The sequence below is a fragment of the Saprospira grandis DSM 2844 genome (genome assembly GCF_000275825.1).
GTDB lineage: Bacteria > Bacteroidota > Bacteroidia > Chitinophagales > Saprospiraceae > Saprospira > Saprospira grandis_A.
This window is the reverse complement of record NZ_JH719942.1, coordinates 3,472,804-3,491,553: the sequence shown is the minus strand read 5'-3', so window position 1 is coordinate 3,491,553 and position 18,750 is coordinate 3,472,804. Positions and strand designations below refer to the sequence as shown.

Sequence of the window (18,750 nt, the reverse complement as noted above, 5' to 3'; positions counted from 1 at the left end):
AACTTGGCCTGGGCCAAATCTGCCTGCTCATCGCCTCGCCCCTGCTCATAATAATGTAGCGCCAAATCATAGCGCCCCTCTCCTTCCATCAATTGGCCAAACAAAAAATACAGTGGCCCTTTTCCCCCAGAACGCTTTTGGCCCAACTGCAAACAACGCTTGATATTCAAGTAGTTAGGCGACTCTTTTTCGAGCTCCACCTTCACCCAATAATAATATGGCGCCGAGCTTTTGGCGCCTCCTGCCATTAAATTTTCGGCCAATTCCTGACAAGCAGTCAGCTCATCCAGCTCAAATAACTCCATTAATAAGGTCTCATTTTTTTTCATACTGTCTTTTTGTCCCATGCTAGGCCATGGGTTTGGGAAAGAAATCTTTTGGGAAAACTACGCCCTCCAATTAAAACCATTTTCAACTTGCGCCTCCACTCTTGGCATAGCTGTTAAAATATTTTATTAAAGTCGGTCATCTACTAAAACAGCGACCTATCTCTTAATGTCACTTAAGTTTATTTTGTGAACTTTATTTTTAGTTTTTTTTAAAAAAAATTACGAAACAGCTTGTTTTCACTACAAACTAAACAGCTAGAAACCTCATTATTAAGCAGTTAGAACTGTATTCTATTTTTCTTTTTTTGGGGCCTGCCGCCTGCTAACTGTGGCTGTAGGTTGAAACCTACAGCCACAAAAGCGGGCACACTAAATGCAACAAAAATGAGCCGATGGTTGAAACCATCGGCCCATAACTAGCAGGACTAATTTCCTGCGTCTAGAAGGAGTGAAGCGACTGGCCTAGCGATGTGCAGGGGTGGCCGAAGGCCAGACCAAGGCGGCAAAGCCGCCGCAGGGCCGAGCGAGCAGCGAGCCCCGCAACGTAGCGCCGCAGCTTTGCTGCGGAGGCCCCAAATCCTAGTTCCCTCTAAAAACGATCTTCTTTTGAAGCAGCCAATCTCCTATTTGCAGGCGCAAGATATAGGTTCCGGACAAAGCGGTTTGCGGCATCCTTATCTGTTGTTCTTTTTGGCCTTGGGCCCAGTTTCCAGTAGCAATAGTTTGGCCCAAAAGGCTGTACAACTGCCAGCTTCCGTCCTGCGCCGCGGCTTGCTCCAACAACAACTGAAACTGCCCAATATTGGGGTTGGGAAAAAGCGATAACTGAGGCGCAACAGCCTCTTCGGGGGCTTCTTCTTGGCCCAAATAAATAGAAATATCTCGGCTGCTATAGACCTGATGAATAAAGCTACTATCGGCTGTTTGCTCTTGAACAAAGGCCACCCATTGTAGCTGCTGCGGCTGCCAATCTGGCGATAAAGGCTGGCTAAAGCTATAGTTTAGCGACTGTCCCGCAGTTAGGTTTTCGGGCAACTCTGTACCGGCTGCATCGGGTAAAAGTTTGCGTACAAAAGCATGCAAAGGCTGGCCATTATCATAAAAAAGCGAATCCTCGACCAAGGCGACATAAAGCTTGAGGTTGGCCTGCTGCCAATTGCCCAAAGCCTCTAGCGAGAGCTGTAGCTCTATCTCATTGGCCCGAATAAAAGACTGCCCCTGTATATCTATAAGCGGATCGGCTAAGCGATCTTTCTCCAAATCTATGGCTTGCAGTTGTAGGGCCAAGGGAGCCGACTGGCTAAAACGGCGAGCATTGAGGACCAATTTCCCCGCCTCCGACAGGCCATAAAACAACAAGCGCGCAGAGGGGTCCGCCATGTTTTGGGCGTAAAAAGGATCGTAGCTAGGGAAATCCGTATTGTACTGTATGAGGACCAAATCATGCACCAAAGGCGGCTGATAAACCAACTGATTGAGATGCGTATAAGCCGCCCCCAAATCAGCCTGCCCCAAATTGGAAAAGTACTCTAACAAGACCTTTTTGCGGCGATTGCCCAGAAATATATTGTCAAAGGCAAAGCCCTCATAGGCGGTGGGGCTCACGCCCAAGGCCCCAAAGGCAATCCGAAAGCGAAAAGACTGCTGTCGAAAACTATCTAGGGCGTAGCGGGCTGTTTGCCAGCCTGCGCCTGAGCCCGACCAGCCTCTGGGGGCCAGCTGCTGCTCGCCGGGGCGGCCTGCAATAATGTCCTCATTGTACCAATTTAGGCCCTGCCCCAAATCGCCCAAAGGCCGCCAAAGCGAGAGTTGAGGATCGTAAAACTCAATGACGGTTCCATCATTGCCCGCATCGGTATCATCAAAAATATCGAGGCTGAGCATTGGGCGGTCCAGAAGGCTCAAATCAAAGCAAGGGCTATAGACCCAAGCACTCTGATTGGCGGGATAAGGAGCAGACAAACGACTGGCCCAAAGCGATAAATGGGCGCTATCTTGTAGGCTGTTGATTCGCTGCCCTTGGGCCAAGCCCCACTCCCACAAACTATCGGAATAGCCCGTTTGGCTTTCGGCTAGCCATTGTCCATCATCCTGATTGAAATCTTCTGCATAAGGGAGTTGCGCAGAGGGCTGAACATTAGGTGAGGCCTGTACTAGGATACTATCCTTGACCAAACAAACGCCCTGATTTTCGACGATTAGCTTGGCCCAATAGCTGCCTGCTTGTGTAAACTGATAGGACAGACTGTCCAGCTCGAAGGGAGCCGATAAGCTAGCCGTAATAGGAGAGCCCCCGCCTATCTGCCAATAAGCCTGGCTGATACTATCAAAAACCTGATTCTGAAAGAGGCCCCCTAGGCCCAAAGGACCGTTATTCCAAAACAAATAAGCATCATTCAAACAGCCCCCGGATGCATCCAAGGCCAAGCGGGGTTGGCTGTACACCCGTAGGCTATCCCAGTAAATTCCTTGACAGCCTTGACTATCCGTATATTCATAGCGAATAATATGCTCGCCCAAACCCGCATTGTCGGCCAAGAATAAAGACTGCCCAAAAGCCACCCCATTGCCGTAGAATTGGCCGCCCAAAGGTTGGGGATGCAAAAGCAAACTATCATTTTGGCCTAGACAAAAAGCATCTACATTTTGGGCCAGGCTAAAACTAACCTGAGGATTTGGAAAAACAGTAACAAACTGCGTATCACTAGCCTCGCAACTACTATTGCTGACCAAATAGACCAGTGTATCTTGCTGATTTTGACTCAGTGGCTGCTGAGGATACAATGAATTGGGTTGATATTCATTTTGGAGTAGTGTATCGCCATTGAGGAAGAAAATACCGCCTGCTGGACTAGCCGATAGAATTTGGCGAGGAGCCGACTCACAAAACTGGCTATCTAAAGCAAAGCTAGGGCTGGGGGTAGCCAATACCTGTAGCAAATGGCTAACAGAATCTAGGCAACCAAAAATATTGCTAGCTGTAAACTGTAGTTCATGCAGTCCTACTCCAGCCAAGGCGGGATCAAAATGATAAATCGTATCTAAAACAATGACATTCACGGTTTGCCCATTTACGGTCATCGTATCTACTCTTTGCAGATATTCGGGCCGTAGGCCATTGCCTGTATAGCTGGCATCTAGTAGCAAAGCTGTATTTTGAATTCCCCCAATAAGTTGCTCGCTAGGGCTAGTTAGACAGAAGCTACTATTTGCCGTAGGTTGTAATAGAGTGGGTCTGGGCTTGGGCCGAACCTGAACTTGGATTTGGGCCAGATCACTACAGATCAGGCTATCTTGAGCTGTAGGAAACAAATGTAGCTCTTCTACTAGGTAGCTAATTAGATGGTTTCCAGCTGCAGCTCGAGCAGGAATAAAGATATTGCTATTTTGCAAAACACCTGGTCCAGAAAACTGTCCGTAAATGGAGTTTCCTTGCATATAAATACTATCCTCTCGCTCACAATAGCTAGTATCCAATCCTTGTATTTGGGCCTGCGGTCGAGCAAAAACAGTAGTAAAAACCGTATCCTGATTCTGGCAACCATTAACATCGGTATAGGCATAGGCTAAAAAATAAGACTGAGGTGCTAAAAGAGACGGACTCAAACTGGCCTCTGCCTGCAAAGCAGAACGAATCTGAAAACTAGCCGTTGGGAAATTATGGCTATACTGAGCTTGGCTTCCAATACTGCCAGCTGGAAAAGCTCTAATATCTACCTCGGTCCCTTGATTACAAAGCGCAGCAGGCAAGCCTGTAATATTGATTGTAGGCAAATCATTTAAGATATAACTCTCTGTGCTGCTGTTTTGACAACCATTACTATCCTGTACAAAAAACTGAACCTGCTGCAAACCAAAACCTGCTTGCTGAGCCGCCAAAGCTGGAGAAAACAACCCTAAACTGCTATCCTGTATACCTGCAGCTTGAAAATAAGCCAAGGCATACTGTTGCATTTGTACCCCATTAGACAAAGTATCTGTCTCTGCATCTACACAATAGGCCGAGGCCAAACTAAATTGTGCTTGAGGCAATGGGTTGACCAGAGTTTGGACTTGATTTTGGCCCTGACAACCTCGGCTATCTACAAAGCTGTAAGTAAGCGCTATGGGCTGTAAAATACCCGCTGTATTTGCCGCTTGCTGAGCAGAAAAACTAAACTGACCATTGATAAAATTGACCCCAACCCCAGTAAATGTAGCCTGCTCATGAGGTCCAGCCTGTGGCTGCCCTTGCAAGACAAAAGATGGCTCGGTCAAGCAATACTGACTATCCAACTGCAAAATCTGCGGCTGAGGTATAGAATCTATTTGGACCAATTGCATAATTTCACGCTGGCAACCATACTGATTTGTCCGACGATAATAAACAGTATCTTCAGGGGCTGCAGCCAATTGAGGCCGATAGACATTATTGCTCAAAGCTCTCCCCAAAAACTGCCCCTGCCCCAAATTGCCCGAACGATCGCCCCCCTGCAATAAAACAGCTGAAGCATTGGCACAGTAAGCAGGAGCTAAATTTAGTATTTCTGGAGTAGGCAGTGGATAAATAGATAAGGCTAAACTATCGGTAGCAGTACAACCCAAACTATCACGATAGCTATACCAAAGCTGTACCCCACCCGAAGCAGCTGCACTATCTAGCAAGTAGGCCTGATTAGGATGAAATAAGCTATCGCCTAAAATAGTTGGACCAAAATACTGTCCACCAAAAGGCTGCCCCACCAAAGCAACAGCCGTGTCATTGGCACAAAAATCTTGCGGTCCCGCCAAGGTTTGCAAACGAACTACAGGCGCAGCCTGTACCCGAAAACTTTTATCGATACGGTGCTCACAAGCTGCCAAATCTGTAAAAATATAGCTGATCGTATGCTGCCCCGTATCGGCCAAAACAGGCGAAAAAGTATTGGCCAATGACGCCGGCTGACCATTATTTAAATAGCCCATACCTGGCCCCACAAACTGAGCAGATAACCCCATATTGGCCGTAGGATAAGCATTCAAATAAACTTCTTGACTATTTTCGCAATAGGTATTATTAGTTTGTGGACCACTAAAGTCTAAAACCAAGGGCGCAATAACCTTAAAGGTATCTTCTTGCAAACCCGACTGACAACCATAGTATTTATTGTACTCATAACGAACAATATATTCTCTATCTACACTATCCTGAAAATAAGGATCCGCCGAAATATCTATGATGTCATCCACTAAGTTGATTCCAGCAGTTCCACCCAAACGACGAATACTCACCCTAGAATAACCCGTTTCATAAGCAGGCTGTACCGCCAAGGGAAAAGCCTGCTGGCTATAACAATAAGTAGGGTCTAATAAGCTATCGATGATCCCAATATTGGCCACATCTACAAATTCTACATGCTGTATAGCCGCAAAATAACTGCTATCATATGTTGGTTGACGACTCGTATCCAAGGCGGTCCCCTCCTCATTAAAATATTGCCGCTCTTCTATGCTTCTAAATAACATGGCCACATAACAAGAACTATCATTGGAGGAGGCCAAAAAGTTATTAAGCGCCCCCATATTCAAATAGAAATCCTCAGGTTGCCCATTGTAACTATTGGGCACATTTATAGCCCCAGCAATAGGTGCTCTCCCCGACAAAATATCATTTAAACTAAAGGCGCCTTGATCCGAATAAGCCGCTACAGTAATCAACTCATTGCGCTTGCGGCTGCGTAAGACACTAGGCACATTCTGACAATCGTAAATCACAGCTCCTCTAATCCGATTAAACAAGCTGCCGCCAGAAGAAGCACTAATTTGCACACAATTTCGCCGCAAAATAGTATCTCTGCTCCAATCTGAATAGGTAAACAAGCTATCTCGATGAAAAACAACGGTATCTGCCCCCGTACAAATAACGCTGGGCAAATCAGGAATACTAGCTTCTGGCTGAATAAACAAGTTTAACGCTATTTCTGATTGACAGCCCGAAGATGACAATTCTAGATTTACAGGGTACTCTCCACTAGCCGATAAATTGACCAAAAAAGAATCGATATTGCCATAAGTCTGTACATAGGTTCCCGAAAAACTACTGTCCAAATCTGTAAAATAGGCAGTTTGTGGCGCCGGACGAAGGTCCTGCAAAATATCGCCTAAAGCAATATTATTTCCCACTAATTGAGGAGGCAAAAAAGCCGAACTCAAGCGATTATCTATAATCGGATATTCTACAGCTAAACGAATACTGTCCGAACAAAACTGCTGATTGCTATAGGTCGGCAAATAACTGTAGGTCAACCGAATACTGGCCCGACCATAATTTAGGTTGGGGTCGGCAAAAATAAATTCATCGGCCTTTAAGGTGTCTCCATCTACTAAAGCAAAATTCGGCTGCCAATTTCCCGCTCGCCCAGCTAGGGTGTCCAACTGCTCTGCAGAAAAGGTCCCCCCCGAAGGCTGCGCATAAATCAACAGCCGATCATTGGCACAAATAGGGGTTTTTAATGGACTAAATGCCAAATTGACATCAGGCATCAAAATCGGCGGGCCTTCTAATATATATTGCCCAGCTGTATCCAATAAATAAACAGTGGCCGACCGCCAATTTTGCCCCCCTTTGTAGGCTATAGATCCCGCCTGCAAATGCGAGCTATCTAAAGGAATAAGCAGACTATCCCCATTAAGTTGTCGCAGTAAAATCTGAGCCGGAACGGCCCGCAAATTGGCCCAATAAAAGCGCAAACTATCCCCCACACAGGCCTCTCCTACTGCCGCCCCAATTTCTAAATTTTGCCAAGCAAAGCTAGGGGCGGGAGCCACCCTAAGCAGGCTGTCGTAACTATAGCGGCAGCCTACTTTTTCTATATAGAGCAGCAGGCTATCTTGGCCGGCCCATTGCGGATAATAATAGTCTTGTTGCAAGAGTCCCAAAGGCTGCTGCCCCAATTGCAATTGGCTCTGCCAGCCCGTATCTAGCAAGCTATAAAGCGCTGGAGTATAGAGAGAATCATCGCCCAGGGCGTAGCTAGTAGGCAGTTGCCAGCCCCCAAAGGGCGAGCGGTAATTGGGTAAAAACTGCTCAATAGAGTCGCGGCCCCCACAGCTTTCCCAAGAGAGGCCAAAATAGAGCTGGCTGCTATCGCTGGCCCAAGTCAGCAAAATGCTATCTTGATGATGGCCGGGCCCATTGGCCGATAATAGCCGCTGCTCCAAGAGCCGGCCCGCCTCATAAATTCGGAGTCGAAGATCGGGCAGACTGTCCAACAAAAAATAGCGATAATGAAAATATTGAGGGGCCAGCGCCCGCGCATCCTGCTGGCAAAATGCACCAACTTCCAACTGACTGGGCGGCTGCAAAATGGGCAAAAGCTCAAAAAATAGGGGCTGGCCCAAACTATCTATATATAAATAGGCGCCCGGCTGATGCAACTGCAAACTATCGGCCCCAAATGCAGGCGCACTGCCCAAATGCTGAGCCTGAAAATATAAACTCCCCCCCGCAGGAAGAACAAACAACAAACTATCCGGACAAAGCCGATAACTGCCCCCCGAAATGGGAAAAGAGTTAGCTGGCCAAGCCTGCCCCCAAAGCCCCAAAGGCAAGAGAAACAAGAAATACAGTAAATAATTACGCATAAATTGAGGTTTTAACTTTAAACATATACCTAAGTTATACAACCCCATCCATTAACGCAAGTATTTTGTATTTTTTATAGTTATTTTTTTGGGGCCTCCCGCCTTCGGCGGGCGCTACGTTTCGCAGCTCGCTATTCGCTCGGCCCTGCGCGGGCTGCGCCCGCTGGGTCTGGCCTAAGGGCCACTGCTACACATCGCTAGGCCGCTCAACGGAGGGGCTAGCGTTTGGGCTTGCAGCTGCGGCTCCCTTTCAGATCAGTTACTCCCTTCAGTCGTCGAAGACGAACTAAAGTTCTTGTTGTGGCCGCTTAAAGGAAAGCTTGAGTTTAGGCTTGCGGCTGCGGCTGCAGGGCCTTTTGGTCCTTTAGGGGTAGTTCTTGGTCGTTATTTAGGGCTCAAGGCTTTGAACTTCCTTAAAAATTGCGTTTTTTACTTGCGTCTAGCAGGCGGCGAAGCCGCCGCAGGCTGAGGGATGGACAGCAGTGGCCCGCAGGGCCAGACCGAGGCGCTTTGCGCCGAAGGGCCGAGCGAATAGCGAGCTGCGAAACAGCCCGACCCAGCCGCAGGCTGGGGCAGCCCCAAAAAAACATTAGCAACCCTCTACTTTAGTTTATGAACATATTTAAGATTTCTTGGAAGAGTCTATTGAGCCGCCCATTGAATACGGGCTTGAGCTTGGTTTTGGTGGCCCTAGGCGTAGGGCTAAGCAGTTTGCTTTTGCTGCTCAACCAGCAGATGGAAGAGCGACTGTATAAAAATATTGAGGGCATCAATATGGTGGTGGGGGCCAAAGGGAGCCCGCTGCAAATGATCTTGTCTTCGGTTTATCATATTGATGTGCCCACGGGAAATATTCCCTTGGCCAAGGTCCGTTGGATGAAAAAAAACCCCTATATCGAGGCCGCCATTCCCCTGGCCCTAGGCGATAGCTATGAAGGTTTTCGGATTGTGGGGACAGACGAGCAACTGGGCCAACACTATAACGTCCAATTGGCCGAAGGAAAGCTATTTAGCCAAGATTTGGAGGTGACCCTAGGCGCCAAAGTGGCCCAAAAACTAGGGCTCAAAATTGGCGATACCTTTTTTGGGGCCCACGGTCTAGAAAGCGAAAGCATACACATTCATGAAAATGCCGCTTATACCGTAGTCGGCATTTTTGAGGCCAATCAAACCGTTTTGGACCAGCTGATTTTGACCAATGTGGCCTCCGTTTGGCGAGTGCATGAAAGCCATGATCATGAGCATGAAGAAGGCGAAGAACACAGCCATGAGGGACATGATCATGGGGAAGCCGAGCACAATCACGAAGAGCATGAGCACAGCCATGAGGGACACGATCATGGGGAGGCCGAGCATAATCACGAAGAGCATGAGCACAGCCATGAGGGCCATGAGCATACAGCAGCACTAGCCCCTATTTCGGAAGAGGGCAAAGAAATCACGGCGGTATTGATTCGCTACGCCAAAGATTCGGAGGGAAAAACCTCGGCCATGGCCTCTACCATGTTGCCTAAAATCATTGATGAAACCGAAGGTTTGGAAGAGCTAGGTTATGCCGTACCTGCCTTTGAGTTGCGTCGCTTGATGGACAATATGGGGATGGGGGCGCAGCTGCTTTACTATTTGGCGGCCATCATCATTATTATTTCGGCCTTGAGCATGTTTATTTCTTTATACAACTCGATCAAGGAGCGCAAATATGAATTGGCCCTAATGCGTAGCATGGGGGCTTCGGCGGGGCAGCTATTGGTCATGCTTTTATTGGAGGGCATTTTGGTGGCCCTATTTGGGGCGCTCTTTGGCCTCTTGATTAGTCATTTGGGCATGGGTGTTTTGGCCGGTTATATAGAAGAAACCTACCGCTATAGTGTAGACCCTTGGCGCATCTTGGCGGGAGAAACCTGGCTCTTTTTTGCTGTTTTGGGCTTGGGGATTTTGGCCAGTATCATTCCGGCCATACAAGCCTACAGTCAAGATATTTCTAAGACCTTATCGGAAAACTAGATGCGTAGCCAACAGCTCAAAGCCCTGCGTTTGCAGGGCTTTAAAAATTATAGGGATAGTCAATTTGAATTTTCGCCCAAGCTCAATTGTATTTTGGGCCAAAACGGCATGGGCAAAACCAACTTGCTAGATGCCATTCATTTGTTGTGTTTGGGCAAAAGCAACTTTGTGAGTAGAGACCGTTATTTGATTGGTTTTGAGGCAGATTTTTTTCGGCTGCAGGCCCAATTTGAGCGAGGAGAAGAAAGCGAAGAAATTGTAGTAAAGGCGGCCAAGGGCAAGCGAAAAACATTTGAACGCAACCGCCTGCCCTATGAGCGTTTGGCCGATCATGTTGGGCGTTATCCTTTGGTCCTCATTGCTCCAGATGACAACAAACTGATGTTGGAGGGCAGCGAATTAAGGCGTCGTTTTATGGACCTGAGTTTGAGTCAGGAGTCGCCCCACTACCTGCATCAATTGATGCAATACAACAAGCTCATCAAGCAGCGGAACGCCCTGCTCAAATCGGTAGATTATCCCGCCCAGCCCGACCCTATTTTGCTCGACAGCTATGACCAGCAGTTATTGGGGCCAGCTCAGGCCATTGTTTCGGCCCGAAAAAAATTTATTGCTGCGCTGCAGCCCGTTTTTCAGCAAGTTTATGCCCAATTATCTAAGGGACAAGAGGAAGTGAGTTTGCGCTATAGCTCTCCCCTTTTGGAGCAAGATTTTGCAGAGCTCTTGCGAGAGCATCGGCGCAAAGACATGCAGTTTCAGCGCTCGACGGTAGGGCCACATAAGGATGATTTAGTCTTTGGGATGAAGGGGCAAAGGCTCAAGCAATTTGCCTCTCAGGGGCAGCTCAAATCCTATTTATTGGCCCTAAAATTGGCCCAATATCAGGCCCTAAAGGCCAGCAGCCAAAAGCTGCCTATTCTATTGCTAGACGATATTTTTGATAAGCTAGATGCGCAGCGAGTAAGTCAATTATTAGCCCTATTGATGAGCCAAGATTTTGGCCAAGTATTTATTAGCGACACCCATGAAAACCGCCTATTAGAACTACTAGATAGTTTGCGTTATCGGGCCGATTTCAAGCTATTTTTAATTGAAAATGGCGGGATAAAAGAAGGCTAAGCCCTACCAATCTCCACTAGCCCCGCCCCCGCCAAAGCTTCCGCCACCAAAGCTACTGTCCGAGTAATCGGAGTAGTCCGAATAATCCGAGTAGTCGGAGTAATCAGAATAGTCGCTATAGCTAGAGGAAGAGGAGGAATTTGGGGAATAACCTTTTCGGTCATTTCTGTAGGTTCGGCTGCTGCTACTTCCCTTTTGGCTAGCCCCCCAAAGCCACAGGATCAGGAGAAGCAAAAAGGGAATAAATGGCCCATAAGTTCTAAATGTCCTTAGCCAGAATGTTGATTTCCTTCGCTCTTCATTTTCTCGTCTTAAAGCCTCTCGTTTTTCCTTTTTTCTTTTGGCTAATGCTTCAGAAGAAAAGCCTTCATCAAAAACCTGCAAAATGGCTTCTGAACCTACCAAAAGGGCATCGTAATAGTCGCCATTTTTTAAATAAGGGACAAGTTTTTCATCAATGATTCTTTTCGCTTCTAGGTCGGTAATTTGGCCCTCCATCCCATAGCCTAGTTCAATGCGGACCTTTCGTTCGGCTCGGCTGAGCAGCAGCAAAACCCCATTATTCCAGTCTTTTTCGCCAATGCCCCAGCTTTCGGCTAGGCCTTGGGCGTATTGTTCTACGCTTTGGCCGCCCAAATCGGGAACCGTGACCACCACAAGCTGAACTTGGCCTTTTTCTCGGTATTGATTAAGCAACACCCTAGACAAATTGAGCTCCTCTTCTTCTGTCAAGAAATCGCCTAAATCTGTTACATAAGCAATGGGATCTGGGGCGGCGGGATATTGGGCCGAAAGGCTGGCCGCAAAAAGGAGGAAGAAAATAAGTAGGCGAAAAGTGGACATAGCAAATTGGTTTTAGCTAAAGTACTCAATTGGGCAGAAAAAAAGGCCAGTAGCGGAGCTTTCCACTACTGGCCAAAAAATTAAGGGCACTTCCTTGGCTTATTCAGACAAAATGAGGTCTACCCGACGGTCATTGGGGTTTATCTGATCATCGCCTTTTAGGCTGTTGTCTTCTCCCATGGGCAAAACCATAATGCGCATAGGGTCTAGGCCCAAATTGATCAAATATTTGCGCACCACAATACAACGCTCATTAGAGAGCTTGAGGTTTTTGGCGGGATCGCCATCGGTGCTTGCATTTCCAAAAAGGTAGAGCATGGCTTTGGGCTGATCGGCAAAGACTTGCTTTAGGGCCTCTAGCTTGGCTTTTTCTTCGCCAGTGAGTTGCGCCTGCCCTTGCTTAAAGTAAATGGAGCCTACTTTATCATACATCATGGGTTGCTCCTTAATGGCTTGACGAAGCTCCTCGATATCCTTTTTGTTTTTGGCCATCACCTTTTGCTGTTCAGTAAGTAGGCTGGCCTGCTGCTTGAGCTGCTCTTGCATGCCGGCTTTCTCGGCTGCAGCTGCAGCCTGTGCTTGACGCAGGCTGTCCAAGCCTTTTCCTTGCTGGTCCATCCGTTGCAGCATATCGAGCTCACGAGATTTCATTTTCTCGATTTCACTTTCGAGCTTTTCGTTTTTCTGCTTCCGCTCCTTAAAGCGATAAGCCAACATAAACTCATGCTGATTGCCTAGGGCATTATTCAGGCTGGCATCGGCTCCCATCTCAAAGCTATAGGCAAAAAACATTTGCTTTTGCACATTCACGCCTACTGTAGCAATAATGGCCGAAGTAGCGGTTTCATTATTACTAGAGCGGTAGGCAAAACCTCCCCAAAGCAGTTGTTTCCAGCCAAAAAGCAGGTTCCCTTCTATTTGCAGGGGCAAGCCGGGCACAATTCGAGTCATGAGGACCGGGCGAATAAAGAATTTTTTCTCTTCCCCCAAGGCAAATTCATAGCCTGCAGAAGCCATAAAATGGCGGGTATTCACATAGCTGACCTCTCTTTCCAGGGCATCCAAAAAGCGAATTTGGTTATTGAGGCCTTGCAGCATCGACAAGCCGATATTTAGCTTTTTCCAGCGATAATTTAGGCCCATATTAAAGTCGAAAGCGGTTCCCTGCGCTTGGTCGCCCAAAATTTCGGGATCATTTTCATCTTCTACATCTGCCGATTGAAAATCAAAGCGTTGATTGACCAAACCCAGCGACAATCCCGCCGATAAGCCATGGCTACCGTCCTCCGAAAAGGGAATATGATAGGCATAAGAGGCCAAGCCGCCCACCTTCCGAATAATATGCGTTTGGTCGGTATACAGCATACCGCCTAGGCCCATTTTCTTATTCTGGATGGGCGCTTCGGCGGAAAAAGCGGCGGTAAGCGGCGCATAAGGCAGGCTGGTCCACTGCCGCTTGATATTGAGGTTCAGGCTCCCCAAACCTTGGTCCCCCGTCCGTGCCGGATTATAGAGGTAGGGGTTGTAAATATAATGGCCAAAAACCGGCAACTGCTGTGCCTTAGCCGTTTGTAGGCCCAATGCCATCAGCAGAGAAAGCCCTAGTTTATAAATTCCTTTCATCTATATTTAGATTTCTATTGTCCTTTAAAATAATGTTTTTGGGGCCTCCTGCAGCCCTTTATATTGGGGCTGCAGGCGCTACGGTACGCAGCTCGCAGGTCTGCTCGGCCCTGCGCGGGCTCGGCCCTGCGCGGGCTTTGCCCGCTGGGTCGGCCGCCTTTGGCGGCCCTGCTCCCCATCGCTAGTCCATTCGGCCTAACGGCCGCTAGAGATATTTCCACCTCCTACAGGCCCGACAGGGCCGCAGGCCTAGCGATGTGTAGGGGTGGCCCTAGGCCAGACCAAGCCAGCTTGCTGGCGCAGGGCCGAGCGAATAGCGAGCCCCGAAACGTAGCGCCGCAGCGAAGCTGCGGAGGCCCCAAAAAACAAAAATTAACGCTTAATGGTCACTGCTCCAGTAAACTCCTTAAAGTTGGCTTGGATGACATAATAATAGGTACCTTCTGGAAGCTTTTGGCCCGTTTTATAGTGCGTACCATCCCAATCATTATTGTAGGCCGTAGAGCGGAACACCTCTAGCCCCCCCCGAGAGAAGACCTGAATGGTATAAGGCTCAAAGTTCTGGAGAAAATCAATCCGCCAATAATCGTTGATTCCATCATTATTGGGCGTAAAGAGATCCACCACCACTAAATCGGTACGAGGAGTCACCTCAATTTCCACCTTTTCGGTAGCGGCACAGCCCGTAGCATCCTGAATGCTCACATTATAGGTATATACACCAACGGGAGCGCCAGAGAAAACAGGCGTAGGCGTAGCATTAGAGCTGAGGTAATCGGCGGGGCTCCATTGGTAGAGGATACCGCCTGTAGCGTATAATTGGAGCATTTCGCCCTCCTCAATGGTCGTATCGGCGATGATGCTGGTATTGGGCAAAGTATTTATCTCTACCTCTACTTCTAGCAAGCTGCTACAGTTATCTACGGTAACGAGGACCGTATAAACGCCAGCGGCATCGGCGGTTGCCTCTGTAATTTCGGGCGTACGATCTGTAGAGCTAAAGCCGTTGGGGCCGGTCCAGCTATAGCTCGCATTAAGGACTGCGGGCACCGACAACTGCAGGTCTTGGCCAATACAAATCGGGCTATTGCTAAAGGCCATACCGGGCTGTGGTAGGCGGTTAATTTGGACCAAACTGGCCAAAGGAGCCGATTGGCAGCCAGTTACATTATCGGTCGCCACTACCGTATAAAATCCTTGATGGTCTACTTCAGTTACCTCTGGAATACTGATGCTAGCTTGATTGGCGGTAAAGCCATTGGGGCCAGTCCAGGCATAGGTCCAGCCCATCTGTGCATTGATTCCCAAATTGAGGGTTTCATCCTCGCAAAGGGGCGCATTACTACTAATCGGGCCCACTAACTGAGGAGCGGCCAAAACTTGTAGTTCGGTAGAATCCAAGGCAGAGGCACAGCCACCTACAAAAGCCTGTACATAGTAGAATCCAGCCTGAGCGGGAGTCAGATCCGTCAATTGGATCGTTTGGTTGCTCGATACGAATCCGTTGGGGCCGGTCCAGCTGTAAGTAGCGCCAGCACTGCTATTAGCTTGCAGGAAAGCCTCTTCGCCTTCGCAGGCGGGGCTATCATTAAAGGCCGTAGGAGCGGCGGGACTGGCCTGAACATTGGCCAAAACAGCTGTGGGGGCCGAGCTACAAGCTGCATTTTCTTCTCGAACAAAGAAATTGTAGTTGCCTGCAAGCGAAGCTCCAACATTATAGCTAGCGCTATTATTTCCAGCAGTCATACTAAAGCGGTTAACCTCTGTTTGGTTATTGTTATAGAACACCAAATCGCCAGTACCAGAGCCCAAGGCGGTAATGATCAAATCATCGCCTTCACAGATGCTTGCCGCAGAAGCTGCGGGGGCCAAAGGCAAAGGGCTCACGATAGCCGTAACGGGCGTAAATGCAGAAGCACAGCCATTGGCATTTACGGCCTGCATATAATAAGTAGTAGACTGTTGCAAATTGGCCGTAGTATAGCTATTGCCAAGGGCCAACAACATGCTTCCAGTCGCATCGGCATACCAAGAAATGGCGCCAGTTCCCGTAGCATTGAAGGTAGCGCTTTCGCCTTGGCAAATGGTTACATTTGTTGCGCTAGGCGCAGCGGGTGGCGCATTTACAGTAACCAAAGCCGCAGCGGACAAAGAAGTACAGCCATTAGCATTAGTTTCTACAGCATAAAAAGTAGTATTGCTCGTCAATGCGGGTGTGTTGTAGCTATTGCCTGCACCAACTTGGTTCGTTAGAGCGGCATCGGCATACCAGCTAATATTGTTGCCAGTTGCCGAAACAGTAGCGCTTTCGCCAGCACAGATAGTAGCGCCAGTAGTGGCGGGGCTAGTGGGCAGCGCATTTACAGTAACAGCAATTAGGCGGAGAGGAGAAACACAATTCCCATCATCCTCTGCCACATAATAAGTATAGCTTCCCGCGGCCAAGGGGCCCAAATTATGGCTAGCATTAGGCGTAGCTAAGCTCATAGCTTGGCGGGTAAATTCTGTTTGGCTAGCATCATAGAACACCAGGTCGCCAGTACCAGAACCGGTAGCATTGAGGATAGCGTCGGCTCCTGCGCAGACCTCTACATCAGCAGCGGCGGGTTGAGCGGGAAGTGGATCTACTTGCACAGAAACGGAAGTGATTCCGCCGGGGCAGCTAGCAGTTCCTTCGCTCACATAGAAGACCGTATTTTGGCTAAGGGGATCAGTGGTATAGGTATCTACTGGGCCGGGGCCTGTTTGCAATAGAATTTGGCCTAGGGGGTCCTCAAACCAGCTCAGTGTTCCACCATTGATAGCGGTCGCCGAGATAGTTGCTGTTTCTCCGGCACAGATTGTGGTGCCAGTAGCCGTAGGGGCTGGAGCGGCATCTCTGACCGTAAAATTGAAATAATTGGGAGCGGACCAGCCGCAGCATTCTGTGCGCACACGTAGGCGAACGCTATAGTTGGTCACGGTTCCTAAGCTTGGGGGCATCCAGCTAGCCACCTGAGTAGTAAAGGCGGCTACGGGAGTATTGACATTTGTTCCCGCCTCAAAAATAATCCATTGGTACTCTACTCCTAGGGCCGAGCTACTCATAAAGAAGGTTTCTCCTTCACAGAGGTCGGTCAGCATAGAAGAGGCAAAAGCGGCTAAGGGTCTATTCGTATTCATTTGGACCATACCGTCATAGGCGGTAGCGTTTAGGCCAGTACTTTGGGGACCAGTAGCTGTATAGCTAATAATTGCGGTCGCCGAGCTATTATCATAGCTAGAAGTTGTACTATTTAGGTCATTGATAAAGCTAGCGCCTGCGGGCAAAGACCAGGTACCGCCATCCTTAGTAATTAGGATTTCGGAATTGGTACAACCTTCTAGGGGTTGAGCGGTAATAATTTGGGTAATACCAGCAGAAGTAGTTGCCGTAAGAGCGCTTCCGTTAACGCTACGGACTGTCTCTGAGCGGCCATCGGCGCCATCGCCACCGCGACCGCCATTTCCGCCATTTCCGCCACGGCCACCGAGTCCACCGACCCCCACTTCACAGGTAGAGCAGCCCAATAGGCCTCCATTAGAGCCGCCGAGTAGGCCGCCTGCGCCACCGTTACCGCCAAGGCCTGCGGCACCGCCAGTACCAGCAGCAGCGGCAGCAGCTGGGTTTAGACTCAGGTTATTGCTAGAGCCATTACTTGCGTAGGCATAGAGGCCAAAAGAGCTACCAGAGCCCCAACCGCCAGTACCGCCTAGGGCCCCTTGGCCACCGCCACCGCCGCCGCCGCCAGCGCCGCCAGTACCGTCAGTACAAAAGAAGCAACCTTGGCCACCGCCGCCGCCGCCGCCGCCGCCGCCACCACCACCGGTACCAGCAGTACCAGTAGCACCTTGTCCAGCGGGCAGCCAGAAGAGGTCGAAGGTATTGGAGATAGGCGAAGCGGCGCCATTAGTTCCGTTAGTGCCATTTTGGCCGGGGCTACCAGATTGGGCATTTACTTGGCTACAAGTTCCGCCGCCAGTTCCACCATTAGAGCCTGTAGAGCCAGCGCCAAAGGTTCCGCCAGCGCCACCACCACCGGCAGCACCAGCACCACCCCGGGCGCCTCGATTATCTTCTGCGCCACCGGTTCCACCAGAGCCACCGCCACCGCCATTGCGGCCTGTGGCTGCGGTGCCGTTACTTCCTATTTGACCAGCATTTTGGCAACTTCCGTCGATATTTGTGGGGGCACCAGCGGCGCCACCGCCACCATTTCCTCCACGGCCACCGCGGTTTGTAGTACAATCGTCATTACATTGGGCTTCGGTTCCTGTACCGCCAGCGACACCATTGGATCCGGCAGCGCCTTGGGTACCATTTGTTCCTCGGCTAGCTTGTCCTGTATTCATGACTACTCTTTCGATATGCCAGTTATTGGCATTGCGAAAATAGAAGCCATAGACCGAGTTTCCGCGGTTGCCGGTTGTGCCAGAGACGGTACCTGCTACGCCACCATTTTTGACGTTAATCTCTAGATCTAGGATTTGAAAGTCATTAAAGTTAATGGCTTCGATACCGATATGATAGCCCACCAAAGTTCCTGCGCCCCCATCATAGGGAGCGGTTTCTAGAGGCGAGTTAATATTGATTGTTGTGGCTAGGCTAGAATTCTTTCGGCCCACACCATTGAGGATTTCCCAATCTCCGTCGATAATCAGTTCGTCGCAATCGATTATCATTTTATTGGATAGGTTGTAGGTACCTGCAAGTAGTCGGATATGTTTTCGATTTTGGAGGCAGGCTTCATCTAGGGCCGTTTGCAGGTCCATAGGGTTAGCCTCTGAGCCATCTCCTAGGGCTGTTCCTGCGGGATCTACATAAATGTAGGCGCATTGAGCGGAGAGCAGAGAGGAAAAAAACAGGCTCGTCAGTAAGAGTAAGCCCAGTGTAGTTATTTTCTTCATAGAGGTTCTATTCTGTTAAAAATTTATTAAGACAAAATTAAATATAGTGGCTTTAATTGAGAAAATAAAATAGTTTGCGGCTAATAGCCGTAGGAAATTCTATAGTACGGCATTTTTGATCCTCTATATTTTGGAAGCATTATATTTTTGATAAAGCTTTAGAAGAAAAAGTACATTTGGGACATAAAAAAAGCGCAAGGAAAGAGATTTCCATGCGCTTTTTGCGGTTTTGCAGGTGGCGAAGCCGCCGCAGGCTGAGCTGCCTGTAGGGGGGCCGAAGGCCAGACCTAGGCGCCTTTGGCGC

The 18,750-nt window shown here is 48.9% G+C and carries 6 protein-coding genes and 1 pseudogene; 2 read left to right on the top strand and 5 right to left on the bottom strand.

Features of this window, described 5'->3' with window-relative positions; genetic code table 11:
* Both SAPGRDRAFT_RS23155 and SAPGRDRAFT_RS15665 read right to left on the bottom strand, forming a co-directional pair.
* Positions 1-329: pseudogene (locus tag SAPGRDRAFT_RS23155) on the bottom strand (tetratricopeptide repeat protein); the annotation flags it as partial.
* A 579-nt stretch (positions 330-908) separates the two neighbouring features.
* Positions 909-7,931: a T9SS type A sorting domain-containing protein gene (locus tag SAPGRDRAFT_RS15665; RefSeq protein WP_002660221.1), complete on the bottom strand. Its 7,023-nt coding sequence runs from the start codon at positions 7,929-7,931 to the stop codon at positions 909-911.
* Between the two features lie 612 nt (positions 7,932-8,543).
* Between SAPGRDRAFT_RS15665 and SAPGRDRAFT_RS15660 the strand changes: the two genes are divergently transcribed.
* Positions 8,544-9,935: an ABC transporter permease gene (locus tag SAPGRDRAFT_RS15660; RefSeq protein WP_002660219.1), complete on the top strand. Its 1,392-nt coding sequence runs from the start codon at positions 8,544-8,546 to the stop codon at positions 9,933-9,935.
* Positions 9,936-11,054 (top strand): DNA replication/repair protein RecF, encoded by a 1,119-nt coding sequence (recF, locus tag SAPGRDRAFT_RS15655; RefSeq protein WP_002660218.1) that lies wholly within the window; start codon positions 9,936-9,938, stop codon positions 11,052-11,054. It abuts the gene before it with no gap.
* A 3-nt stretch (positions 11,055-11,057) separates the two neighbouring features.
* Here recF and SAPGRDRAFT_RS15650 read toward each other — a convergent pair whose 3' ends face one another.
* The 3 genes from SAPGRDRAFT_RS15650 to SAPGRDRAFT_RS23770 all read right to left on the bottom strand — a co-directional run bounded on the left by SAPGRDRAFT_RS15650 (position 11,058) and on the right by SAPGRDRAFT_RS23770 (position 18,446).
* On the bottom strand, positions 11,058-11,897 hold the full coding sequence (locus SAPGRDRAFT_RS15650) for a TPM domain-containing protein (protein WP_002660217.1): 840 nt from the start codon (positions 11,895-11,897) through the stop codon (positions 11,058-11,060).
* A 99-nt stretch (positions 11,898-11,996) separates the two neighbouring features.
* The gene (locus SAPGRDRAFT_RS15645) at positions 11,997-13,520 is read right to left on the bottom strand and encodes a PorP/SprF family type IX secretion system membrane protein (RefSeq protein ID WP_002660216.1); all 1,524 of its coding nucleotides are present in this window, start codon (positions 13,518-13,520) and stop codon (positions 11,997-11,999) included.
* 372 nt (positions 13,521-13,892) lie between these two features.
* Positions 13,893-18,446: a gliding motility-associated C-terminal domain-containing protein gene (locus SAPGRDRAFT_RS23770; protein ID WP_002660215.1), complete on the bottom strand. Its 4,554-nt coding sequence runs from the start codon at positions 18,444-18,446 to the stop codon at positions 13,893-13,895.
* Positions 18,447-18,750 lie beyond the last annotated feature (304 nt).